The organism is Bradyrhizobium sp. CFUWI (genome assembly GCF_056429085.1).
The window spans coordinates 544,833-568,875 of the sequence record NZ_JBWJZE010000002.1 but is presented as its reverse complement, the minus strand read 5'-3'; the positions used below and the strand labels follow the sequence as shown (position 1 = coordinate 568,875).

The following is a 24,043-nucleotide window of genomic DNA, read 5'->3' as shown; positions in this document are numbered from 1 at the left end:
TCCGAAGGCCATCATGAACTCGACACTCGCTATCTTGGCGATCCTCGATGGGATCAGCTACGCCGCACTGGTGTTCCTGGTCTCGGTCGGGCTCAGCCTGATTTTCGGCGTGCTGCGCGTGGTCAACGTCGCGCACGGTTCGCTGTACGCGTTCGGCGCCTACCTGGCTGCGACGTTCAGCCTTGCAGTCGCGCCGATATCGCCTTGGCTTACCTATCCCGCGCTGCTGGCCGCCTCCATCGTGATCGGCATCGTGTGCGGCGGTTTCATCGAACGGTTTCTGCTGCGACCGCTCTCCGGACAGGAAGACGTCCTCCAGCTTCTGATCACTTTCGCCGCCTTCATGATCATGGACAACCTGCAGCGTCTGATCTGGGGCGTGCAGCCCATCTTCGCCGCGGAGCCGTTGAGACTACTTCCCAACGTCGTTGTGTTCGGCGTCAGTTACACGTCGTACCAGGTCATTCTCCTGCCCGGCGTCGCATTGGCGACGCTGTTCGGGCTCCGCTACTTCCTGCGCAGGACGCTGTCGGGAGCGGTGATCCTTGCGGTCACGGAGGACCGCGAAGCTTCGACGGCCATCGGGATTGACGCAAAACGTGTATATTTCGTTACCTTCGTCATCGGCGCGAGCCTGGCTGCGTTGGGAGGAGCGCTGGCCTCGCCGACCACCTCGCTGGTCCCCGGTATGGGTGCCGATATGATCGTGCTTTCCTTTGCCGTCGCTGCGACCGCGGGTCTCGGCCAGATCGAGGGCACCGCGCTCACCGCGCTGATGATCGGCCTGACCCGTGCCTTCGTGATCTATCTCCAACCGGAATTCGAAGTTCTCGTTCCCTATCTGCTGATGGTGCTGGTGCTTCTGGTGCGTCCGTTCGGCCTGTTCGGCGCCGTGCAGGTAAGGAAAATTTGATGAGCGGTCGCATCAAGCCGGTCACCACGATCGCGATCATCTTCTTTCTGGTCAGCGCCGTCGCGCCTCTTTTGGTATCGAGCTGGGCGACCTTGTTCGCGTTGATCCTCGCGAAGGGGATCGTCGTTCTCGGTATCATTCTTCTGCTGCAGGCGGGGCAGGTGTCGTTCGGACATGCAATGTTCTTCGCTACCGGGGCATATACCGCGGCGTTCTGGGGCAAGTACGTCGGTGGCGGCGACATCGTGCTCTTCATCGCGCTGGGCGGCATCACCTCCGCCGTCTTTGGCCTCATCGTTGGGCTCTTCGTCGTGCGCTACCGGGAAATCTTTTTTGGAATGCTGAATCTGGCGTTTTCGATGGTGCTGTGGTCGCTGCTGGAGAAGATGTTTCATTACACCAACGGCGCCGACGGCATCCGGGTCCCTCGTCCGGCCCTGTTGGGACTGTCGTTTACGCCCGAAACCTTCCAGTACGTCATTCTTTACGTGAGCCTCTTGATCGCGGTCGTCGCCTTCTACGGCGTGCAACGCTATCTCGATAGCCCGCTCGGACACATGCTGCGTGCCATCAAATCGAACGAGACCCGGCTCGAGTACCTCGGGACGTCCGCACGGCGCGTGCTTCTGATAGGCTACGTGATCTCGGCTTTTCTCGGCGGCATCGGCGGCACGCTGGTGGCGATCATCCAGCAGATCGCCACGCCCGAGTTCGGGTTCTGGACGAAGTCGGGCGAGTTCGTCTTCATCGCGATCCTCGGCGGCAGCGCCCACGCCTTCGGAGCGTTCGCCGGCGCGGCGATGTTCGAGTGCGTGCGCTTCTATGCGGCGGCCCACCTGGCCGACACCTGGCAGCTGATCCTCGGCGTGGTCTTGATCGTCATCATTCTCTATGCGCCTAACGGACTGATAGGTCTCAGGCAGCGCTACGGCCAGGCGAAGCAGGGAGGACATTGATGGCCAACGTCCTCCTTTCTGCGAAGGGCATCAAGATCCGGTTCGGTGGCGTCGTCGCCGCCGACGGTATCGATCTGGACGTGCTCCAAGGCGAGAACCTCGCGATCATCGGACCGAATGGCGCCGGAAAGACCACCTTCCTCAACATCTCGACGGGTTATCTGCGGCCGCAGGCCGGAAGCATCACCTTCCTAGGCCAGGAAATCACGGCGCAGCTCCCGCGCACGATCACCAGGCTCGGCATCGCGCGGGCCTTTCAGATACCGCAGCTCTTTCTCGATCAGACTGTGATGGAGAACATGCTGATCGCCGCGGCCTCGCGGCTGGGAAGCCCTTCCGGCTTCACGGCTCTTTCCGCCCTGCCTGAGCTGCCTGAAATGGAGCGCCTTCTGGATCTCGTCGGCGTCAAGTTGTACGCGTCTCGCAAGGCGAGGGAGCTTCCCGAGGGACAACGCAAGCTGGTCGACATCGCTCTGGCGCTCGCGCTGAAGCCCAGACTGCTGCTGATGGACGAGCCCACTTCGGGCGTCGCCTCCGCCGAGAAGCTGGAGATCATGGACATCCTGACGTCCGCTCTCGCCAAGGAGAAGGTGACTTCGGTCTTCGTCGAGCACGACATGGACATGGTGGAGCGCTATGCCCACCGAGTCGCGGTGTGGAACGTCGGGAAGATCCAAAAGGTGGGCACGCCGGCGGAGGTTCTGGCCGATCCCAAGGTCCGCGAACAGGTGATCGGCATATGACGGCGATGCTGGACTTCGAGAAGGTCAACGTCGCGATCGCCGATGCGCCGGTGCTGCGCAGCGTCAGCTTCTCGCTGCCGCCGGGCGCGACCGCCGCGCTCATCGGGCGAAACGGAGCCGGCAAGACCACGACGGTACGGACCATCATGGGCTTCACGAAGGCGAGCGGCACCGTGCGCTTGGGCGGTCAGGACCTGGGACATGTACCTCCGCACCGCCGCCCCTTCTTAGGCATCGGCTACGCCCCCGAGGACCGTCGTCTCTTCTCGGCCTTTACGGTGGAAGAAAACATTCTCTTGCCCGGTCGCGTCGCGAAACTTAGCGCGAACGAGGCGCGCCGGCGGCTGGAGCGAACCTACTCCGTCCTGCCGGAACTCAAGGACCTGGCGAGTCGCCCGGCGGGCTCCGTCTCGGGCGGCCAAGGCAAAATGGTCGCCCTCGGGCGCGCCCTGATGCTAGGCACCCGCCTCGTCATTCTGGACGAGCCGTTCCAGGGCCTCGCCCCTGTGCTGGCGCAGAGGTACGCCGAGGCGCTGCGTCGGCTTCGTTCGCAGGACCGGGACATTACCCTGCTGATCACGGAGTCGAACCCAAAGCTGCTCGAGACCTTCGCCGACGTGACGCTGACGATCGAGCGCGGCGAAATCGAAAGCCGGGCCCTTGCGTAGCGCTCGCCCGGTTTGGCGCGCAAACAGACGGTCAAGCCAAGCTCCATCGAAGCTTGCCGAACAGACGAATCGACTGGCGCTCAATGCAACACGAGTAGGTCGTCGCGGTGGGACCAAGTTCTGGCTCGTGCTGAAAATGATGAAATCCGAGCAGCCCAAGCAGACAAAACCCGCGCAGATTTTCGGCCAATCCTTCACGCCCTTCACATCGAAATCGGCGCCGACTGACAGGTTGCTCAGTGCCACATGCGTCGGCCGCCGCGCACGGATACCAGATCGCGCCCGACAGCGCCGGACCGGCATTGAGCAACTGAATGCCAGCTGCGGCGGCCGGCGAACCAAGACAGCAAAGCGTAATGACGAAAGCCGAGAGCGTGCAGCGCAACGGTGGTCCCCCCGATTTCGTGCTGGAGTTGAGCGGGCAACGAGAGCGGAATCGTGGCTGATTGATCGGCCGCGTGTCCTGAAGCAATCTGGCGGAAACGCAAGGGAGATCAGCATGTCACTGCTGGGCAAGGCCGCCGTCGCGATGTGGTGGAGCGTTCGCCCCGAGCAGCGCTTCGAGTTCGGCGACTGGCATTCGCATGAGCACTTTCCGGAGCGGATGGGCATTCCCGGCTTCCGGCGCGGATCGCGCTGGACCAGCACCACGGACGCGGAGGGTTTCTTCGTGCTCTACGAGCTCGCGGAGTATGAGGTGCTCACCTCGAAGGGATATCTCGACCGGCTCAATGCGCCGACGCCGTGGTCGACGAAAATGATGCCGCATCATCTCGGCATGATCCGCAGCCAATGCCGCCTGATCGAAAGCTTTGGGGGTGGCGTTGCGACTTCGCTCGCGACGATCAGGTTGTCACCGCAGGCCGGATGTGAGGCGGACTTGCAGGCGCACCTTGCGAATACGCTCGGCACATTGGCGCAGAAACCGGGGCTGACCGGCGCTCACCTCCTCCGCACCGACACGCCGCGGACGAGCGCGCCCACCACCGAACAACAGATCCGCGGCAAGGACGGCGCCGCCGACTGGATCGTGCTGCTCTCAGGCTACGATGCCGATGTAGTTGAGGCTGCGATCGCAAGCCCGCTTTCGCCAGGGTCGCTCGGCGCTCTGGGCGCGCAGAGCAATCCGACGATCGGCAGCTATCGGCTGGCATTCACGATGACACCGCAGGATGTCGCAGCCGGCTAGGAGACCGGCGGAACAGTCGTGAAAAAAATCCGCCGCGCCTGTCGGATCGGCGGCTTCCCGGTCGTCCTCGTGACATGAATGGGCCATAGACGCCAATCTCGGGCCCATCAAACACTGAGGATAACAACCATGCCCAGCACTGTCCGCCTGCACCGCGTTCTCGCCACCAGCCCCCAGAAGGTCTATCGCGCCTTCCTGGAGGCGGATGCGATGGCGAAATGGCTTCCGCCGAACGGCTTCACCTGCACCGTGCATCATTTCGAGCCCAAGGTCGGAGGCACGTTCAAGATGTCGTTCCGGAATTTCACCACGGGCAACAGCCATTCGTTCGGCGGCGAATATCTCGAGCTCGTCCCTGGCGAACGCCTGCGCTACACCGACAAGTTCGACGATCCCAACCTGCCCGGCGAAATTCAGGTGAACGTGAGCCTGAAGAAGGTCTCGGTCGGCACCGAGATCGAGATCACGCAGGCCGGCATTCCCGACGTCATTCCGCCGGAGGCTTGCTATCTCGGCTGGCAGGAATCGCTGCGCAATCTGGCGAAGCTGGTCGAGCCGGAGATCAATCAGTAGCGACGACATCAGCAGGGGTGGGCAAAGGCGCAAAGCGCCGTGCCCACGACCTTTCCGATACGGCGACAGACGCGTGGGCACGCTTCCGCCTTCGCTCTGCGAGCTACGGCGGACAGGTCGCTTCGCCCACCCTGCGGCACTTGCCAAGATGGTGGGCACGGCGCTCCGCGCCTTCGCCCACCGACGGCACCGGGTGCGCGGTCTTGATGTGCGTCAAGCTGTCAGACGGACAAAGCGGCTAGGAGCAGAAGTCTTCCCTGCGGGCGTCGGAGGCGAGATGATGAGATCTGCTCTCGAATGGTTGATCATTGCCAGTCTGGCCGCCGGTGTCGCGACCGCTGCCGAGGCTGAAGAAATCGACATAGGCAAGGCCGAATTCCAGTCTTCGTGCGCGAGTTGTCATGGCGCCGAGGCAAAGGGCAACGGACCGGTCAGCGGCCAGCTCAAGACCCCGCCGTCCGACCTGACCAAGTTGGCCAAGAACAATGACGGCGTGTTTCCCACCAACGCCGTCTACGAAACCCTCTATGGGTCGAAATCAGTCACAGCTCACGGCACCCGTGAGATGCCCGTCTGGGGCGAGCGGTTCAACCCCATCGTCAACCTGCCTCACGCCGTCGATCCCACTTATTGGCAGAAGGCCGGGCCGCAGCAAAACCCGGAGGTCGTGGTGCGGACTCGCATTCTCGCGGTGATCGATTACCTGAACCGAATTCAGCAGAAATAGCGACCGAACAGCGTCCCGCCTGGACGCTGCTCGCCGCCTGCTACGCCTGCGCGGCCAGCCCGCCGCCTGCGGTCCAACGATCCGGATCCGGGCTGTGCCCGATCAGCGCAAGCCCGTAGGCGATCGACTCGAACTGGTCGCCCGACATCAGGCGCTCGTTGCCGAACCGCTCAGCGAACAGCTTGCGCACGGCCGGCACGAACGAGCTGCCGCCGGTCAGGAAGACCTTCTCGACCTCGCGCGCGGCGATGCCGGCTTCGGCCAGCACCTTGTCGACGGTGGCACCGAGCCGGGCGATGTCGTCGGCAATCCAGGATTCGAAATTCTTGCGCGTGATGGCCGCGCCGATGTCGACGCCGCCGCCCTTGAAACGGAAGTCGACCTCGTCCTGCGCCGACAGCGCGACCTTGGCATCCGACACCGCGCGGTACAGCGCAAAGCCGAGGTCGAGATCGACGATGGTGATGAAGTCCTCGAGCAGAGCCGGCTTCAGCGCGGTGCGCGCAAGCTCCCGGAGTTCGCGCAAATCGCCGTTGCTCTTCATCATCGCCAGCTGATGCCAGCGCGCGAGATTGGTGTAATGGCCGCTGGGGATCGGCAGCACCTTGTCGAAGGAGCGGAAGCTGGAGCCCTTGCCGAGCCGCGGCGAGACCACGTGATCGACGATACGGTAATCGAACGTATCGCCCGCGATCCCGATGCCGGCATGGCCGAGCGGCTCGGCGCGAAGGGCACCGCCCTTGCGCGAGAAGCGCATCACGGAGAAATCGCTGGTGCCGCCGCCGAAATCCGCAACCAGCACGGTGGCATTGCGCTCCAGCCTTCGGGCAAACGAGAACGCCGCGCCCACGGGCTCGTAGACATAGCGGGCATGGCCGGCGCCCAGGCGCTCGAACGCGGCGCGGTAGCGCTGCATCGCCAGCGCCTCGTCGGGATTGCCGCCGGCAAAGCGCACCGGGCGACCGACCGTGATGGTCGACGTCTCGAAGCCGAACTTCTCGCCGCCATGGCGCGCCAGCGTCCGCAGGAACGCCGCCAGGATGTCCTCGAACTTGAAGCGCTGCCGGAACACCTGCGTGGTGTTGAAGCTGCTGCTCGCCGCAAAGGTCTTGAACGACTGCAGGAAGCGGTAGACGTGACGGCCTTCGAGGAATTGCTCGATCGCCCACGGGCCGCCCTCGGCCTGGGCGCCGGCGCCGGGCCGGTCCTCCCAGAAGCACAGCGCCGACACGTAGACGCTGTGGCGCTGTCCGCCGTGGTCGAAACGGATGGCCTCGACCCGGCGATCGTCCGCCGCAAGTGCGACGACCGTATTGCTGGTCCCAAAATCGATGCCGATCGAGACGGCGGGCGAGGCGCTCGACATGAACCACTCTGACAGATGATTGGAAAGGGGGCAGACCACTAGCGGCTTTGACTTGTCCTGCCAAGACCCGTCCGCTGCAGTGCGGCCGGAACTTGGCGTCCATCGCCATCGGGATCCCGTCTCGCAGCGAACGATTCGCCCTCTCTTGGCCATGAATGGACCGGCAATCTCAGCCAGCCGTAGCTTTTAGGCCCGATCCGGCCGCATTAACCCCGCATTATGCTGCAATGCGGCGCATCGAATGCTGCTATGCAAACAAGAGCGTAGACGTTGGCATCTGGTATACATAAATTCCCTTTCGCCGTGAGACGCCAAGACTGACCGTCCTTCGGACTGACCGTCTCGAGAAAGGGAATTCCAATGTCCAAGTCCGCTTCCGTTGCCTTCGCCCCGTCCTCCTCGCTGTTCGCCCGCCTGATGGCCGCGATCGACAGCTTCCTGATGGCGAGCGCCGAGATTTCCAACCGCAACGGCGAACTGCCGCGTTTCGGCTTGTAAGAAGGGCTTATCTGACGCCGAGCGACGGGCCGGCAGATTCCCGCCCCCACTCTACTCGATCAAATGGCCCCACCTCGGGGCCATTTGCTTTTGCCTCCTCGCCTCGCAGCTGCGACAATGTGTCCGACCGGGCCCCCGCCGATCCGATTGTTTGTTTGCTGGCATCTCGCATACCATTCGACCAGCAAATAACGATCGCACAATCCAAGGTGTGAGGCGGGGAAACGTAGCGCGCGACGGGAAAAGCCGAGGGGCACGAGCGTGGCGCCCTTGGTAGCCTTAGCCAAAAGGAGCGGATGCCGCGCCTTATCCCTGATCATAGAGTTTCTATCGGACTACCATGGGAGATCGACCGCAAGGGTGACACCGGGTATCTGAAATCGAAATGGGCTGACGCAAGCCGACAAAGAGCGGCTGCGCTGAGGGTTCGACAGGGAGAGAAACAGATGAAGCCACTCGTTCTGAATGTCGCCGTGGCGGCAATCGCGATGTCATGCGTCAGCAGCACCACAAGCCGTGCAGCCTGGGAGCCGGTCCGCCCGGTCGAGTTTATCGTGCCCGCGGGCACCGGCGGCGGCGCCGATCAGATGGCGCGCACCATCCAGGGCATCGTCACCAAGCATAATCTGATGAAGCAGCCGCTGGTCGTCATCAACAAGGCCGGCGGCGCGGGCGGCGAAGGCTTCCTGGATGTGAAGACGTCGTCGGGCAATCCTCACAAGATCATCATCACGCTGTCGAACCTGTTCACGACGCCGCTGGCAACGGGGATTCCTTTCAACTGGAAGGATTTGACGCCGGTGGCGATGCTGGCGCTCGACGAGTTCGTGCTCTGGGTCAATGCCGAGAAGCCGTACAACAGCGTCAAGGATTACGTCGACGCCGCGAAGAAGGCACCAAGCGGCTCGTTCAAGATGGGCGGCACCGGCTCGAAGCAGGAAGACCAGATCATCACGGTCGGCATCGAGAAGGCAATCGATGCGAAGTTCACCTACATCCCCTACAAGGGCGGCGGTGAAGTCGCGGTGCAGCTCGTCGGCAATCACGTCGATTCGACCGTCAACAATCCGATCGAGGCGGTCGCGCAATGGCGCGGCGGCAAGCTGCGCCCGCTCTGCGTGTTCGACGCCCAGCCGATGGCTTATGACGAGCCGATCGCCGACGGCAAGGCCTGGAAGGATATTCCGACCTGCAAGTCGCAGGGCCTCGCGATGGAATATCTCATGCTGCGCGGCGTGTTCATGTCGCCAAAGGTCACGAAGGATCAGACCGAATATTATGTCGAGCTGTTCAAGAAGGTCCGCGCCACGCCCGAATGGCAGGACTTCATGAAGAGCGGCGCCTTCAACACGACCTTCCTGACCGGCGCCGACTACGCCAAGTGGGTCGAGGCGGAGGAGAAGCGCCACGAAGGCCTGATGAAGGAAGCCGGCTTCCTCGCATCGAATTGAGCCGCGACCTCGGCGAGGGCTGAGGACGCTTGTCGTCTACACGCCTGCCGCGACCGAGAAAATTGCGTTCCCGCCTGGAGGTCACATGACTGAACGATCCGGATCCGCATCTGGCCCGGCCCACAAGACGCTGGAAATCGGCATGGCGCTGCTGATCGGCGTCTTCGGCCTCATCGTGATCTTCGGCAGCCTGAAGGCCGGCATCAACTGGGGCGCGGAGGGCCCGCGTGCCGGCTTCTTCCCCTTCTATATCGGCGCCGCCATCGTCGTGGCGAGCGCCATCAACCTCTGGCATGCGCAGCGCGACGACGACGGGCGGCTGTTCGCCGAATGGGGACAGCTGCGCCAGGTCATGAGCGTCGTCGTGCCGACCGCGATCTATGTCGGGTCGATGCCGTTCATCGGCCTCTACATCGCCTCCACGGTCTTCATTGCCTGGTTCATGCGCTGGCTCGGCGGCTATCGCTGGCTGACGGTCGTTGCCGTGGCGGTCGGCATGCCGGTCCTGACCTATCTAATCTTCGAGCGCTGGTTCCTGGTCCCGCTCCCCAAGGGTCCGATCGAGGAATGGCTCGGTCTGTAAGCGCCGCGCATCTGTTCACTGATTGCTGCTGCAGGATATCAATATGGAAGAATTGGCCAATCTGTTTCACGGCTTCGCGGTCGCCCTGCAGCCCTACAACATCATGCTGATGATCATCGGCATCACGCTCGGGGTCATCATCGGCGTGCTGCCGGGGCTCGGCGGCGCCAACGGCGTTGCGATCCTGCTTCCCTTGACCTTCAGCATGCCGCCGACATCGGCGATCATCATGCTGTCCTGCATCTATTGGGGCGCGCTGTTCGGCGGCGCCATCACCTCGATCCTGTTCAACATACCCGGCGAGCCCTGGTCGGTGGCGACCACGTTCGACGGCTATCCGATGGCGCAGCAGGGCAAGCCCGGCGAAGCCCTGACCGCCGCCTTCACCTCCTCCTTCGTGGGCGCGCTGTTTGCCGTCATCATGATCACGCTGGTTGCGCCGCTCGTCGCAGGCTTCGCGCTGAGATTCGGGCCGGCGGAGAAGTTCGCGGTGTACTTCCTCGCCTTCTGCAGCTTCGTCGGCCTCAGCAAGGAGCCGCCGTTCAAGACCATCGCGGCGATGATGATGGGCTTTGCGCTCGCGGCGGTCGGGCTCGATTCCATCACCGGACAATTGCGGCTGACCTTCGGCGTCACCGAGCTGCTCAACGGATTCGACTTCCTGATCGCCGTGATCGGCCTGTTCGGCATCGGCGAGATCCTGCTGACCATGGAGGAAGGGCTGGCGTTCCGCGGCGGCAATGCCAGCATCAACCTTCGGGTGGTGCTGCAGACCTGGCGGGAATTGCCCGCCTATTGGATGACCTCGCTGCGCTCCTGCCTGATCGGCTGCTGGATGGGCGTCACGCCCGCCGGCGCAACGCCGGCCTCCTTCATGAGTTACGGCATCGCCAAGCGCCTGTCGCGACGCGGAAACAATTTCGGCAAGGGCGAGATCGAAGGCGTGATCGCGCCTGAGACGGCCGCACATGCGGCGGGCACTTCGGCGCTGCTGCCGATGCTGTCGCTCGGCGTGCCGGGCTCCCCGACCGCCGCCGTACTGCTCGGCGGCTTGCTGATCTGGGGCCTGCAGCCCGGCCCCATGCTGTTCGTCGAGCAGAAGGAGTTCGTCTGGGGCCTGATCGCCTCGATGTATCTCGGCAACCTCGCCGGCCTCATCGTCGTGCTCACCTGCGTGCCGATCTTCGCCGCGATCCTCCGCGTGCCCTTCGGCATCATCGCGCCGCTCATCCTAGTGCTGTGTGCGATCGGCGCCTATTCGGTGCACAACAGCACCTTCGACGTGATGCTGATGCTGGTGTTCGGCGTGCTCGGCTATCTCCTGAAGAAGTGCAACTATCCGCTCGCACCGCTGGTGCTCGCCATCGTGCTCGGCGACAAGGCGGAGGAAGCCTTCCGGCAATCGCTGCTGGGATCGCAAGGCTCGCTCGGCATCTTCTTCTCCAACGGTCTTGTCAGCACGATCATGGCGCTCGGTCTGGTCGCCCTGTTCTGGTCCGCGATCCAGGAAGGCTACAGCCGGCTGCGCACGTCGATGGCGTGAAGCCGCAAGTCGGCGCCGACCGCCGCCTCCCTCGCCAAATTGCCGCAGGCCGGACTTCTGGGATATAGAATTCCAGGATGTTGGGCGGTCTCCCCGCCCCCGTGCACCGGCGGCGCAGGCAGCGCCTGCGTGGGAAATCCCAAGCGGACAGGTGTTTGAGAACACGTCTGCGGCTTCGCCAACGCACAAAAATATATTTAAAATCAATGACTTGAATATCAGCACCTGCGCTGCCGCCGCACGTCGCCGGCAATTGAGGCTTTACAATCCGGTGCTCATGACGCATGTGGACGGGGCCGCGTTATTTCGCCGCACCTCCGCCTCCCCAGCTTGAATCTTGGCATAATGCATACCAAGCTGCCGCCAGCGCATGCATAAAAATGATCGGCGCGTTGGGAGGGTTTTGAATGACGGACATGGTGCAGTCGGCAGCAGCGGCCCCTAGTGTCACCCGTGTGAGCGATGCTTATCGCTGGGCGCAATTGGCCATCGGCGTAGGCGCGATGGTGATGATCGCCAATTATCAATACGGCTGGACGTTCTTCGTCCCCGACATCCAGAAGACGTTCGGCTGGGATCGCGCGTCGATCCAATGGGCCTTCACTCTGTTCGTGCTGTTCGAGACCTGGCTGGTGCCGATCGAGGGATGGTTCGTCGACAAATATGGTCCGCGAATCGTCGTGCTGGTCGGCGGCGTGCTCTGCGCCATCGGCTGGGCGATCAACGCGCAGGCCACCACCCTCAACGGCTATTATCTCGGCATGATCATCGCGGGCATCGGCGCCGGCGGCGTCTACGGCACCTGCGTCGGCAACGCGCTGAAATGGTTTCCGGACAAACGCGGTCTCGCCGCGGGCATCACCGCGGCGGGCTTCGGTGCAGGCTCCGCGCTCACCGTCGCGCCGATCCAGGCCATGATCAAGGACAGCGGTTTCCAGGCCACCTTCCTCTATTTCGGTCTCGGCCAGGGCATCATCATCTGCATCCTCGCCTTCTTCCTGCTGTCGCCGAAAGCGGGCCAGGTGCCGAACGTGGTGGCAAACGCCAATCTGCTCCAGACCCGGCGCAACTACCAACCGACCGAGGTTTTGCGTCAGCCGATCTTCTGGCTGATGTACTTCATGTTCGTGATCGTTGGTGCCGGCGGCCTGATGGTGACGGCCAATCTGAAGCCGATCGCGGCCGACTGGAAGGTCGACAACGTGCCGGTCACGCTGATGGCGGTGACGATGACCGCGGTGACGTTCGCGGCCACAATCGACCGCGTGCTCAACGGCCTCACGCGTCCGTTCTTCGGCTGGATCTCCGACATGATCGGCCGCGAGAACACGATGTTCATCGCCTTCGGCATGGAAGGCTTCGGCATCTGGATGCTCTACCTCTGGGGCCACGATCCGATCTGGTTCGTGCTGCTCTCCGGCTTCGTGTTCTTTGCCTGGGGTGAGATCTACTCGCTGTTCCCCTCGACCTGCACCGACACGTTCGGCGCCAAGTTCGCGACCACCAATGCCGGCCTGCTCTACACCGCCAAGGGCACCGCCGCGCTGCTGGTGCCGATCGCCAACTACATGCAGCAATCGTCGGGCACCTGGGACAGCGTGTTCATCATCGCAGCCGGCGCCAACATCCTGGCCTCGCTGCTGGCGATCGCGGTGCTCAAGCCCTGGCGCAAGGTCGTGGTCGCAAAATCGACCGTCTGACCCGCTCCGCCACCGCTCCTCATCGAGCAGACGCCCGGCCTCACGGCCGGGCGTTTTCGTTTGTTGCGAGGGTCTGGGGATCGCGCTGGAACTCTCGCTGATGTCGAAATCGGGACAAGTTAGGGCTTGCAATCTGGAATATCGTATACCAATCTCCGCCCTGCGCTTGCGACGATAAGTCACAATATTTGCGACATCAGGTCACATTGCCACCTGCATCGCAACCAAATCAGGCGCGTTGGGAGGTTCTTGATGATTTCCAGCACGGACGGCGCCGTCACGGCCGCGCCTCTTCGCACCGGCTTCCGCTGGCTCCAGCTCGGCATGGGCATCGTCTGCATGGCGATGATCGCCAATCTGCAATATGGCTGGACGCTGTTCGTCGATCCGATCGATGCGGCCCATCATTGGGGGCGCGCCGCGATCCAGCTCGCTTTCACCATCTTCGTCGTCACCGAGACCTGGCTGGTGCCGGTCGAGGCCTGGTTCGTCGACAAATACGGCCCGCGCATCATCGTCATGTTCGGCGGCGCGATGATCGCGCTCTCCTGGATCCTCAACTCCTATGCCGACTCTCTCACCCTGCTCTACGCAGCCGCGATCATCGGCGGCATGGGCGCGGGTGCGGTGTACGGCACCTGCGTCGGCAACGCGTTGAAATGGTTTCCGGACCGCCGCGGCCTTGCCGCCGGCGCCACCGCTGCCGGCTTCGGCGCCGGTGCCGCGCTCACCATCGTGCCGATCGCGAGCATGATCGCATCGAGTGGCTACCAGCACGCCTTCCTCACCTTCGGCATCGGCCAGGGCGTCATCGTGTTCGTGCTCGCCTTCTTCATCCAGCCGCCGCGGCTCTCGATCCCGCCGAAGAGGAAGCAGCTCAATCTGCCGCAGACGAGGATCGACTTCACCCCGCCGCAGGTGCTGCGCACCCCTGTTTTCTGGGTGATGTATCTCGTCTTCGTCATGGTCGCCTCGGGCGGCCTGATGACCGCGGCGCAGATCGCCCCGATCGCGCACGACTTCAAGATCGCCGACACGCCGGTCACGCTCGCCGGCTTCCAGATGGCGGCACTGACCTTCGCGATCTCGCTCGACCGCATCCTGGACGGTTTCGGCCGCCCGTTCTTCGGCTTCGTTTCCGACACGATCGGCCGCGAGCCCACCATGTTCATCGCTTTCGGCACCGCCGCCCTGATGCTCTTGACGCTGTCGGCCTACGGTCACATCCCGCTCGTTTTCGTGCTGGCGACCGCGATTTACTTCGGCGTGTTCGGCGAGATCTACTCGCTGTTCCCCGCCACCTGCGGTGACACCTTCGGCTCGAAATTCGCGACCACCAACAACGGCATGCTCTACACCGCGAAGGGCACCGCCTCCCTGCTCGTTCCGCTCGCAAGCGTGATCTCGGCGGCCCATGGCTGGAAGGCCGTGTTCGTGGTCGCCGTGGCCCTGAACGCGACGGCGGCGCTGATGGCACTGTTCGTGATCAAGCCGCTGCGCCGCTCCTTCATCCTCGGCAAGGACGCCGAGAGCACCGAGGCGGCGCCCGGCCGCGCCAAGACCGAGACGGCATAACCGCCACCTGGGTTTGCACGACCAGAAGGGGCGCAGCGCTGCGCCCCTTTCTTTTTGTCGCGACGACAATGTCAGGATCGCTGACGCAAGATTTTTCGGATCGGCCAAATCCAACGCTTGACGGTTGGCATTATGTATACCACACTTCTCCCAACATTTCACCCAGGGAGGTTGCAATGCTGGTCGGAGACATTCTGCGCAAGAAGACGCCGCGCGTTGTCACGGTGCGAATGAACGAAACCGTGGGTATCGCCGCCAAGCTGATGCGCGCCAACAACATCAGCGCGCTGGTGGTCAAGGACGTGGTCCGCTCGGAAGGAAACACCGCGGTCGGCATGTTCACCGAGCGCGACGTGGTGCGCGCGGTCGCCGAGCACGGCGCGAATGCCGTCAACGTCAAGGTCTCGCAACTCGTCTCGGTGCAGCAGCTGGTTTCCTGCACCTCGAGCGACACGGTCGAGCACGTCCGGCATCTGATGAACCGGCACCACATCCGCCACCTGCCGGTGATCGACGATTACAGCCTCGTCTCCGTCATCAGCATGCGCGACATCGCAGCTGCCGTTGACGAGGCCCTCAACGGCACGCCGCAAGCGGCCGCCTGAACGACGCAACCCTTCCCCTGCGACTGCCGGCCCCGGCTCGGATCCTTCCGAGCCGGATCGGATCTTTCGTCCCAAAATCCGGCTTCTGCTCTCCGCGAGGAATTCATGAAGATCTGCATCTACGGCGCCGGCGCGATCGGCGGATATCTCGGGGTTCAGCTCGCGCGCGCAGGGGCCGATGTCAGCCTCATCGCCCGCGGCGCGCACCTTGCCGCAATGCGCGAGCGCGGCCTGACGCTGCTCACAGGCGAGGAGAAGCACATTGTGCATCCGCGCTGCACCGACGACCCCAGCGAGCTCGGCGTGCAGGACTACATCATCATCACGCTGAAGGCGCATTCGATCACCGGCGTGATCGAGACGATGCAGCCGCTGCTCGGGCCCCACACCCGCATCGTCACCGCCGTCAACGGCATCCCCTACTGGTACTTCTACAAGCACGGCGGCCAGTACGAGAACTCGACGCTGGAGAGCATCGACCCCGGCGGGCGGCAGTGGCGCGAGCTGGGAGCCGAGCGCGCCATCGGCTGCATCGTCTATCCCGCCACCGAGATCGAGGCGCCCGGCGTGATCCGCCACGTCTACGGCAACAATTTTCCGCTCGGCGAACCCTCCGGCGAGATCACGTCGGACGTAGCGCGCCTCGCCGACCTGTTCGTCGCCGCCGGGCTGAAGGCGCCGGTGCTCGACCGCATCCGCGACGAGATCTGGCTGAAGCTCTGGGGCAATGTCTGCTTCAACCCGATCAGCGCGCTGACCCACGCCACGCTCGACGTGATCTGCACCGATCCGGCGACGCGCGCACTGTCACGCGCGATCATGGTGGAGACGCAAGCGGTTGCCGAAACCTTCGGGATCAAATTCCGCGTCGACGTCGAGCGCCGCATCGAGGGCGCCCGCAAGGTCGGTGCGCACAAGACCTCGATGCTTCAGGATCTCGAGCGCGGCCGCCCGATGGAGATCGACCCGCTCGTCACCGTCGTGCAGGAGATGGGCCGCCTCACCGGCATCCCGACGCCCGCGCTCGACTCGGTGCTGGCGATGGTGACCCAGCGCGCCCGCATCGCCGGCCTCTATGACGGCGTCTCGACGCCGGCGGATCCGCGCGCATTGGCGGTGGCGTGATGAACAAGTGGCTGCGCTTCCGCCACGCTGGCACGACCGGCTTCGGCACGCTGACCTCATCAGGCATCAGCGTGCATGAGGGCGAGATGTTCGGCCGCAACGCTGCCACCGGCAAGACGCTGGCGCTGTCGGAGGTCGAGCTGCTCGCGCCCTGCGCCCCCAGCAAGATCGTCGCGCTCTGGAACAATTTTCACGCACTCGCCGCCAAGCTCAACCAGCCCGAGCCGCCGGAGCCGCTCTATCTGCTCAAGGCCACCACCAGTATCACGACGCCGGGTGCCGTGATCCGCCGGCCCTCTTATTACGACGGCAAGACCACCTATGAGGGCGAGCTCGGCATCGTCATCGGCAGGACATGCGCCCGCGTCTCGCCTGACGAAGCCGACAGCTTCATCTTCGGCTACACCTGCGTCAACGACATCACCGCCAACGACATCCTGACCAGCGATCCCACTTTCCCGCAATGGGCCCGCGCCAAGGGCATCGACGATTACGGTCCGTTCGGTCCCGTCATCGCGACCGGCCTCGATCCGGCCAAGCTCACCGTCCGCACCATCCTCAACGGCGCGGAGCGGCAGAACTACCCGATCTCCGACATGATCTTCTCGGCGCAGGAGCTGGTCAGCAAGATCTCGCACGACATGACCCTGCTTCCCGGCGATCTCATCGCCGTCGGCACCTCGGTCGGCGTCGGCGTGATGAAAGAGCAGGTGAACACGGTGACCGTCGCGATCGACGGCATCGGCGAGCTCACCAACGAGTTTCGGCTCTAAAGCGCGATGCGATCAGGATGAATCGTCATCGCGCTGTCCTTGCTGCAGCGCGGCAGATTTGATCCTGCGCAAATCGCGCCGTCGCGACGCCATTATCCTTGGCGGCAACAGACCGAGTTCTGATGCAAGGGAGGACGCCATGACGAATGCCGGTAATGCACTTCTGTGGACGGCTCTGTACTTTGCCCTCGCGTTCGCTGCGATCTTCGTCGTCTGGTTCGCCGACAAGATGCGCTCGAACTTCTTCGGGAAGTGAGGCGCGCCGATTCGGGTCGGCGACTGCCGCGACAGCTGCGTCCGATCTAGGGATTTCCCGGTTCAGGAAGTCCCGGCAGCCTTTCATTGCCTCCAGCCCATCGGCTGATGCGGCCAGTTGGGGATTCGCGCCCCAACGCGCATCCGGCACCCTGCCGGCCCCTTGCGCCCGGTTCCGCGCTTGGCAATCATGGCGGAAATGTGTGCCGGCGTGAGGAATTCACGATGTGGCTGTTTTTCCTGGTTGCCTGGTTCGGCCTGCTGGCCGTCGCCGCGGTCTTCGCCCAGCAGGCGTTCGGATACGACGTCAGTCACCTGCCCGCCTGGTTCGTCAGCCTGCCGACGCCGCAGCGGGTCGCGACCGGCGCGATCTCCGCCTTGGCGCTGGCGCTGATCGGCGCTTCCGTCTGGCGGCTGTCGCGCCAGGACCGGCGCCTCGACACCCTGCGCGAACGCCTCAGGAAGACCCGCGAGGACGTCGTCGTCGCCCACGCCCTGCAAAACCACCTCGACGCCACCGTCCAGCACCTGATCGAGAGCGATCCCCGGGAGGCGGTCTCCGCCCTCCACGACAAGCTCGGCGAGACCGAGCAGCGCGCGCTGCTGCAGCAGGGCCGCAACGAATCCGCCGACATGCACGACCAGCTCGCCGAGATCCGCCATCGCCAGCAGCATCTGCGCGAGATGGTCGGCAAGGTCGCCGAGCAGCGCCGCGCGGTCGAGCCCGTCTTCACCGAGATCCGCGACCGCCAGAACCAGCTCGAACGCTCGCTGCACGACCTCGAAACCGACGACCGCAGGAACAACCTCGCCGATCGGCAGCGGGACATCGCGCGCGACGTGTCGGCGCTGCTGGGGCGGGTCAACGCGGTCCAGGAAACCTTTGCGACCCTGAATCAATACCGGGAGGATCTGGCGAAATCCCACGCCGAGCTGGCGCCGTTGCGGTCCTCGGACGCCGGCATCAACGCTCTGATCGGCGAGCTCAGTCTCAGCCATGATCGTCTCGCCAAGACCATCGACGAACTCGAGACCGGCGGCGAGACGCCGCTTGCCACGCGTGTCGAGACGCTGTCGAAGCACAAGATCGAGATCGAGCAGCGCCTCGCCCGCATCGACGACAGCTTCAACATTCTCAAAAGCATCCGGCTCGACTTCGAGGACCTCGGCCAACGCCGGGCCCAGATCGAGCGCGCGCTCGCCGAGGTCGAGACGGACGCCGACGGTACGCCCCTCGCAGACCGCCAGAATGCGCTGAACGAGTTCGTCCTCCAGTCCCGCCAGCGCCTCGGCGCCTTGCAGGAGACGCTGGCGACGCTGAACGCCTTCAAGACAGAACTGTCGAAGTCGCAGGCCGATCTCGTCCCGCTCAAGGCACCGGTATTCGGCATCGAGGCCATGATCGCCGAGGTCGGGGCCACTCGCGATCTCCTCGCCAGAACCGTCGGCGAGATCGAGGCGAACGGCAACGTGACCCTCGCTTCGCGCGTCGACGCGCTCACCAAGAGCAAGCGCGAGGTCGAAGACCGTCTCGCGCGCGTCTTCGACAATTTCAACGCGCTCGACGCGCTGCGCAAGGACATCGGCGGCATCTTCGCGACGATCAGGAATAGTTTGAACCGCATCGGGTGAGGCGTCGCGGAAGAAACCCGCATCGCGCCATCCGAAGCATCCGGACAAATCACATCTGCGCGCGTCAGACATATGCCGCCAACATGTCCCGTGTGCGCCGCAACTTGGACGCATTCGGCCGCCCTTCTGTGAGGCGTGTCTGGGGGCACGGCACTGCCGTGTTTGGACCAAACCTTCTAGGGGTATCGCTGTGAAGAAGATTGTAATTGCTCTGGGTGCCACGCTTGCTCTGGTGACGGCCGCGAACGCTGCGGACCTGCCGCGCCGACAGCCGGTGCCGGTCTATCCGGCCGAGCAGGCGCCGATCGGCAAGATGCCGATTGGCAAGAGCCCGGTTGGAAAGGCTCCGATCGGCAAGGCGCCCGGCCCGGTCGCGGCGCGCTACTGACGCGCTAGCGCAATGCGCGCGAGACCAGTGTAAGCGGCCGACAGTCGAGGGGCACAGCGTGACGAACAAACCTGATCGATCGGGATCCTGCATTCTTGCCGGGCTCGCCCTCGCGGCGATGATCGCGTGCCTGATGCCCTCGGCTTCGGCGCACGAAGCGAACAAGCGCAATGCCGATGCCAATGTGCTTGCCACGACCGACTCCACGTCGCGGCCGGCGCCGCAATCGGCGCGGCGCTCCGTCGCGCGCGTGGAGAAAGGTCCCTATTACGTCGACTTCCGCGCGCGGACGGCCGCGAGCTGGGGCCACGCCTTCGTCTGGTACGGCAAGACCAGCGAGAAGGCGGTCGAGGTCGCTGGCCTCACGCCCGCCGGCGACACGCTCGCCTACGTGCTCGGCCACATCACCTTCGTACCGTCCGAGACCGGCGCGAGCTACGGCGATCTCGACCCGGAATATCTGACTGCGAGCTATCGCGTCTATCTCAACGAGGCCGACGCCAAGCGCGTGTTCGCCTATATCAAGAAATTGCAGGCGAACTCGCCGGTCTGGAACGCCGAGACCGCCAACTGCACCGGCTTCATCGGCGACATCGCCGAGTTCATGGGCCTCGAGGTCCCCAACCGCTGGCAACGCCCGGAAAACTTCGTCAACCGCCTCAAGGAAATGAACGGCGGCCGCCGGATGGTGCGGCTGTCGGCGGAGTAGCTCTTCGCCCCATACTCGGTGTCATTGCCCGCGAAAGCGGGCAATCCAGCATTCCAGAGACTGCGAGGCTAGCGCCGGGACGCCACGGCGTACTGGATGTCCCGGTCAAGCCGGGGCATGACGACGGCGTTTGAGGGAAGAGCTTGCGCCATCAGGGAGCAGCGCATTCCAATTAGCCGCCCTGCGGAATCACCTACATCTCCGCATGATCGCCCGTACGGCGGCGCAATAGACTTTTGCCACCCCCAGCGGCATCCTCCAAGCATCAACCGACAACAGAGCCTGCGGGCCACCCGGGGGAAAGCACATCCATGCTGCAGACACGGTTCACCAAACTCGTCGGGGTCGAGCACCCGATCGTCCAGGGCGGTATGCAATGGGTCGGCCGCGCCGAGCTGGTCGCCGCCGTTGCCAATGCCGGCGCGCTCGGCTTCATCACGGCGCTGACGCAGCCGACACCGAAGGACCTCGCCAAGGAGATCTCGCGCTGCCGTGACCTCACCGACAAGCCGTTCGGCGTCAACCTCACCATCCTGCCCGCGATCAAGCCGCCGCCCTATGCCGAATACCGCGCCGCCATCATCGAGGCCGGCATCAAGGTGGTCGAGACCGCCGGAAACAAGCCGCAGGAGCATGTCGACGAGTTCAAAAGGCACGGCGTCAAGGTCGTGCACAAATGCACCAGCGTGCGCCACGCGCTCTCGGCCGAACGCATGGGCGTCGACGCCATCTCGATCGACGGCTTCGAATGCGCCGGCCATCCCGGCGAGGACGACACGCCCGGCCTGATCCTGATCCCGGCCGCCGCCAACAAGGTCAAGATCCCGATGATCGCCTCAGGCGGCTTTGCCGATGCCCGCGGCCTCGTCGCGGCGCTGGCGCTCGGCGCCGACGGCATCAACATGGGCACCCGCTTCATGGCGACCAAGGAGAGCCCGATCCACCAGCTCATCAAGGAGAAGATCGTCGCCAACGACGAGCGCGAGACCGAGCTGATCTTCCGCACCATGCGCAACACCTCGCGCGTCGCCAGGAACGCGATCTCGACCAAGGTCGTCGCGATGGAGAAGGAAGGCGCCAAGTTCGAGGACATCCGCGAGCTCGTCGCGGGCGCCCGCGGCAAGATGGTCTACGCCACCGGCAATTCCGACGAAGGCATCTGGTCGGCCGGCCAGGTCCAGGGCCTGATCCAGGACATCCCGAGCTGCGCCGAGCTCGTCTCCCGCATCGTGCGCGAGGCGGAAGCGATCATTCGCAACCGGCTGGAGGGCATGATCGTTCAGCCGCAACGCGAAGCGGCCGAATAGTCACGGCAAGAGGCGAAATCATTTCATGAAGGCTTATGTCTACGGCCCTGACGGCGCTAAGATTTCCGACGTCGCTCAACCAAGACCAGAGGGCACGCAGGTGCTGGTCCGCGTCCACGCCTGCGGGCTCAACCGCGCCGACACCGGCATGCGCAAGGGCCACGCCCATGGCGCGGCCGGCGGCGTCGGCACCGTGCTCGGGATGGAATGGGCCGGCGAGGTCGCCGAGCTCGGACCCGATGCAAAGGGCGTCAAGATCGGCGACCGCATCATGGGCTCGGGCGGCGCGGCCTTCGCCGAATACACGCTGGCCGATCACGGCCGGCTGTTCCACGCGCCCTCCAACATGAATTTCGAGGAGGCCGCCACCCTGCCCGTCGCGCTCGCGACCATGCACAACGCCGTCGTCACCGTCGGCGGCATGCAGCCCGGACAGAGCGTGCTGATCCAGGGTGCGAGCTCCGGCGTCGGCCTGATGGCAATGCAGATCGCAAGGCTCAAGGGTGCCAGGCTCGTGATCGGCTCCTCCACCGATGCCGCTCGCCGTGGCCGGCTGAAGGACTACGGCGCCGATCTCGCGGTCGACAGCTCCGATCCGAAATGGGTCGACGAGGTCCTGAGGGCGACCAACGGCGAAGGCGTCGATCTCATCGTCGACCAGGTCTCGGGCAAGGTCGCCAATCAGAACCTCGCCGCGACCAAGGTGAAGGGCCGCATCGTCAATGTCGGCCGGCTCGGCGGCACCCATGCCGATTTCAACTTCGACCTGCATGCGGCGCGCCGCATCGACTATGTCGGCGTCACCTTCCGCACCCGCACCATCGAGGAGGTCCGCGAGATCTTCGAGGAGGTCCGCAAGGACGTCTGGGGCGCGGTGGAGTCCCGAAAGCTACAGCTGCCGATCGACAGGGTGTTTGCGTTCGACGACATCGACAGGGCGTTCGAGCACATGGAGGCGAACAAGCATCTGGGGAAGATCGTGGTGACGGTGTGAGGGGCAGTCTCGGCCAAAGCGGCGGTCCCGTAGGGTGGGCAAAGCGAAGCGTGCCCACGATCCGTCAGCAATCGTGAAAGAACGTGGGCACGGCGCTTCGCGCCTTTGCCCACCCTACGAGACCGAGCAAGCGTAGATCGCTCCTGCAACTCACTCGCGACTACTTCTGTGGATCGCCGCTTGATGTTCGGCCATGGGCTGCTAAATCCCCGGCCATGACTTCCCAGCATGACAAGACCTCGGTCGCCGCGATCTCGATCTTCGCCAGCGGCGGCATGGCGGCCGCCAAGTTCGCGGTCGGGATCGCGATCGGCTCGCTGGCACTGATCTCCGAGGCCCTGCACTCCTCGATCGACCTGGTCGCCACCATCATCACCTGGGCGGTGGTGCGGGTGTCGGACAAGCCGGCGGACGAGGAGCACCATTACGGCCACGGCAAGCTGGAGAGCGTCTCGGCGCTGGGCGTCACCGCCCTGCTCTACGTGCTCGCCGGCGGCATCCTGGTCGAGTCCTATAGCCGGCTCAGCGAGGGAACCCCGCCGCCGACCATTTCGGCCGTGCCCTTCGTCGTGCTGGTGATCGACATCATCGTCAATCTCTGGCGCGCCCGCGCCCTGCACCGCGCCGCGCGCGAGACGCGGAGCCAGGCGCTGGCGGCCGACGCGCTGCATTTCGCCTCGGACGTGATGGGCTCGCTCGCCGTGATCGTGGGCCTGATCCTCGCCGGCCTCGGCTACTGGTGGGGCGACGCCGCGGCGGCTGCCGCGGTCGCCGTGATGATCGCAGCGCTCGGCCTGCGCATGGCCGGCTCGACCGTGCAGACGCTGGTTGATCGCGCTCCCGAGGGCGCGCAGGAGAAGGCCACGGCCGCGATCCGGAGCGTGCCAGGGGTGATCGACGTCGAACGCCTGCGGGTGCGCATGGTCGGCGCGACCACCTTCATCGACACCATCGCAAAGGTGCCGCGGACCTACCCGATCGACCGTGTCGAGGACATCAAGCGCAACGCGCAGGCCGCCGTCAGCCGGGCGTTCGGTGATGCCGACCTCACTTTCGCTGCGGTGCCCGTCGCGCGCGACAACGAGACCGTGCGCGACCGCATCATGGTGATCGCGCGCAATTCGGGCCTCGCCATCCACCACGTCACGGTGCACGATCTCGGCGCCAAGCTGATCGTCAGCATCGACCTCGAGGTCGATGGCGGAATGCAGTTGGAGGCCGCCCACGACATCGCCAACACCCTGGAACGCAACATCCAGGAGGAGTTCGGCGAGGACGTCGAGGTCGACGTCCATATCGAGCCGCTGGAACCGGAAGTTCCGTTCGGGGTCGATGCGGCGCCTGAGAGGGTGCGGACGATCGCCGCCGCGCTGACGCAGTACGCCGCCGGAGGCGAGATCCACGACATCCACAATGTCCGCGTCCGCAACACCGATGCCGGCGAGATCGTCAACTTCCACTGCCGCGCGACGCCGTCGATGAGCGTCGTCAAGGTGCACGAGCAGGTCGACGCGATCGAGCGCGCGCTGCGGCGCGCGTTCCCGACCGTGAAGCGCGTGATCAGTCACGCCGAACCGCCGCGCGCGTGACGAGGAATGCGCGAGGAGTCACACGTTCCCGTTTCGGACTCCTTCGGCCCGTGACTTTGCGGACGCGCGGCGCACAAACTGCGCGTTGGATAAGAATAATTTCGCGTTAACGATTCGTTGACTCTCGACAGCCCGCGAAAACTGGATTCAAATCGCTTTGATTCGGAAGCGATGTGGGGCT

General features: G+C 64.3%; 23 protein-coding genes. 22 read left to right on the top strand and 1 reads right to left on the bottom strand.

Annotated features, from left to right (window positions below; translation table 11 throughout):
* The first annotated feature begins 13 nt into the window (after positions 1–13).
* The 7 genes from AC066S_RS06380 to AC066S_RS06350 all read left to right on the top strand — a co-directional run bounded on the left by AC066S_RS06380 (position 14) and on the right by AC066S_RS06350 (position 5,769).
* Positions 14–913 (top strand): branched-chain amino acid ABC transporter permease, encoded by a 900-nt coding sequence (locus AC066S_RS06380; RefSeq protein ID WP_126256067.1) that lies wholly within the window; start codon positions 14–16, stop codon positions 911–913.
* A complete protein-coding gene (locus AC066S_RS06375) occupies positions 913–1,869 on the top strand; it encodes a branched-chain amino acid ABC transporter permease (RefSeq protein ID WP_478269208.1) in 957 nt (318 codons plus the stop codon). The genes AC066S_RS06380 and AC066S_RS06375 overlap by 1 nt, the downstream gene beginning before the upstream one ends.
* Positions 1,869–2,612 carry an ABC transporter ATP-binding protein gene (locus tag AC066S_RS06370; protein WP_478269207.1) on the top strand — a complete coding sequence of 248 codons (744 nt, stop codon included), beginning with the start codon at positions 1,869–1,871 and terminating at the stop codon, positions 2,610–2,612. The genes AC066S_RS06375 and AC066S_RS06370 overlap by 1 nt, the downstream gene beginning before the upstream one ends.
* Positions 2,609–3,280, top strand: coding sequence for an ABC transporter ATP-binding protein (locus tag AC066S_RS06365; RefSeq protein WP_478269206.1), 672 nt, complete (start codon positions 2,609–2,611; stop codon positions 3,278–3,280). Before AC066S_RS06370 ends, AC066S_RS06365 begins: the two co-directional genes overlap by 4 nt.
* 136 nt (positions 3,281–3,416) lie before the next feature.
* Complete coding sequence (locus tag AC066S_RS06360; protein WP_478269205.1) at positions 3,417–4,469, top strand: hypothetical protein; 1,053 nt, start codon at positions 3,417–3,419, stop codon at positions 4,467–4,469.
* A 129-nt stretch (positions 4,470–4,598) separates the two neighbouring features.
* Positions 4,599–5,042 carry an SRPBCC family protein gene (locus AC066S_RS06355; protein ID WP_478269204.1) on the top strand — a complete coding sequence of 148 codons (444 nt, stop codon included), beginning with the start codon at positions 4,599–4,601 and terminating at the stop codon, positions 5,040–5,042.
* Positions 5,043–5,319: 277 nt separating this feature from the next.
* Complete coding sequence (locus AC066S_RS06350) at positions 5,320–5,769, top strand: c-type cytochrome (protein WP_478269203.1); 450 nt, start codon at positions 5,320–5,322, stop codon at positions 5,767–5,769.
* A gap of 40 nt (positions 5,770–5,809) precedes the next feature.
* Here AC066S_RS06350 and AC066S_RS06345 read toward each other — a convergent pair whose 3' ends face one another.
* Complete coding sequence (locus AC066S_RS06345) at positions 5,810–7,135, bottom strand: Hsp70 family protein (protein ID WP_478269202.1); 1,326 nt, start codon at positions 7,133–7,135, stop codon at positions 5,810–5,812.
* 360 nt (positions 7,136–7,495) lie between these two features.
* Here AC066S_RS06345 and AC066S_RS06340 point away from each other — a divergent pair, with 360 nt between their 5' ends.
* The 15 genes from AC066S_RS06340 to AC066S_RS06270 all read left to right on the top strand — a co-directional run bounded on the left by AC066S_RS06340 (position 7,496) and on the right by AC066S_RS06270 (position 23,862).
* Positions 7,496–7,633 carry a hypothetical protein gene (locus AC066S_RS06340; protein WP_478269201.1) on the top strand — a complete coding sequence of 46 codons (138 nt, stop codon included), beginning with the start codon at positions 7,496–7,498 and terminating at the stop codon, positions 7,631–7,633.
* Between the two features lie 488 nt (positions 7,634–8,121).
* Entirely contained in the window at positions 8,122–9,084 is a 963-nt protein-coding gene (locus AC066S_RS06335) for a Bug family tripartite tricarboxylate transporter substrate binding protein (protein WP_478269327.1), read from the top strand.
* An 85-nt stretch (positions 9,085–9,169) separates the two neighbouring features.
* The gene (locus tag AC066S_RS06330) at positions 9,170–9,667 is read left to right on the top strand and encodes a tripartite tricarboxylate transporter TctB family protein (RefSeq protein WP_478269200.1); all 498 of its coding nucleotides are present in this window, start codon (positions 9,170–9,172) and stop codon (positions 9,665–9,667) included.
* Positions 9,668–9,710: 43 nt separating this feature from the next.
* The gene (locus AC066S_RS06325) at positions 9,711–11,210 is read left to right on the top strand and encodes a tripartite tricarboxylate transporter permease (protein ID WP_135164124.1); all 1,500 of its coding nucleotides are present in this window, start codon (positions 9,711–9,713) and stop codon (positions 11,208–11,210) included.
* Positions 11,211–11,617: 407 nt separating this feature from the next.
* Entirely contained in the window at positions 11,618–12,910 is a 1,293-nt protein-coding gene (oxlT, locus tag AC066S_RS06320) for an oxalate/formate MFS antiporter (protein WP_126256078.1), read from the top strand.
* 252 nt (positions 12,911–13,162) lie between these two features.
* Complete coding sequence (gene oxlT, locus AC066S_RS06315; RefSeq protein ID WP_126256079.1) at positions 13,163–14,485, top strand: oxalate/formate MFS antiporter; 1,323 nt, start codon at positions 13,163–13,165, stop codon at positions 14,483–14,485.
* A gap of 176 nt (positions 14,486–14,661) precedes the next feature.
* The gene (locus tag AC066S_RS06310) at positions 14,662–15,090 is read left to right on the top strand and encodes a CBS domain-containing protein (RefSeq protein WP_126256080.1); all 429 of its coding nucleotides are present in this window, start codon (positions 14,662–14,664) and stop codon (positions 15,088–15,090) included.
* Between the two features lie 105 nt (positions 15,091–15,195).
* On the top strand, positions 15,196–16,215 hold the full coding sequence (locus tag AC066S_RS06305) for a 2-dehydropantoate 2-reductase (RefSeq protein ID WP_478269199.1): 1,020 nt from the start codon (positions 15,196–15,198) through the stop codon (positions 16,213–16,215).
* The gene (locus AC066S_RS06300) at positions 16,215–16,988 is read left to right on the top strand and encodes a fumarylacetoacetate hydrolase family protein (protein WP_478269198.1); all 774 of its coding nucleotides are present in this window, start codon (positions 16,215–16,217) and stop codon (positions 16,986–16,988) included. Before AC066S_RS06305 ends, AC066S_RS06300 begins: the two co-directional genes overlap by 1 nt.
* A gap of 480 nt (positions 16,989–17,468) precedes the next feature.
* Positions 17,469–18,875 carry a hypothetical protein gene (locus AC066S_RS06295; RefSeq protein WP_164718439.1) on the top strand — a complete coding sequence of 469 codons (1,407 nt, stop codon included), beginning with the start codon at positions 17,469–17,471 and terminating at the stop codon, positions 18,873–18,875.
* A 190-nt stretch (positions 18,876–19,065) separates the two neighbouring features.
* The gene (locus AC066S_RS06290) at positions 19,066–19,263 is read left to right on the top strand and encodes a hypothetical protein (protein WP_018315845.1); all 198 of its coding nucleotides are present in this window, start codon (positions 19,066–19,068) and stop codon (positions 19,261–19,263) included.
* A 58-nt stretch (positions 19,264–19,321) separates the two neighbouring features.
* The gene (locus AC066S_RS06285; protein WP_126256084.1) at positions 19,322–19,972 is read left to right on the top strand and encodes a hypothetical protein; all 651 of its coding nucleotides are present in this window, start codon (positions 19,322–19,324) and stop codon (positions 19,970–19,972) included.
* Between the two features lie 311 nt (positions 19,973–20,283).
* Positions 20,284–21,279, top strand: coding sequence for an NAD(P)H-dependent flavin oxidoreductase (locus AC066S_RS06280; protein ID WP_478269197.1), 996 nt, complete (start codon positions 20,284–20,286; stop codon positions 21,277–21,279).
* A 25-nt stretch (positions 21,280–21,304) separates the two neighbouring features.
* Complete coding sequence (locus tag AC066S_RS06275; protein ID WP_126256086.1) at positions 21,305–22,273, top strand: zinc-binding dehydrogenase; 969 nt, start codon at positions 21,305–21,307, stop codon at positions 22,271–22,273.
* A gap of 215 nt (positions 22,274–22,488) precedes the next feature.
* A complete protein-coding gene (locus tag AC066S_RS06270) occupies positions 22,489–23,862 on the top strand; it encodes a cation-efflux pump (RefSeq protein ID WP_126256087.1) in 1,374 nt (457 codons plus the stop codon).
* Positions 23,863–24,043: the final 181 nt, after the last annotated feature.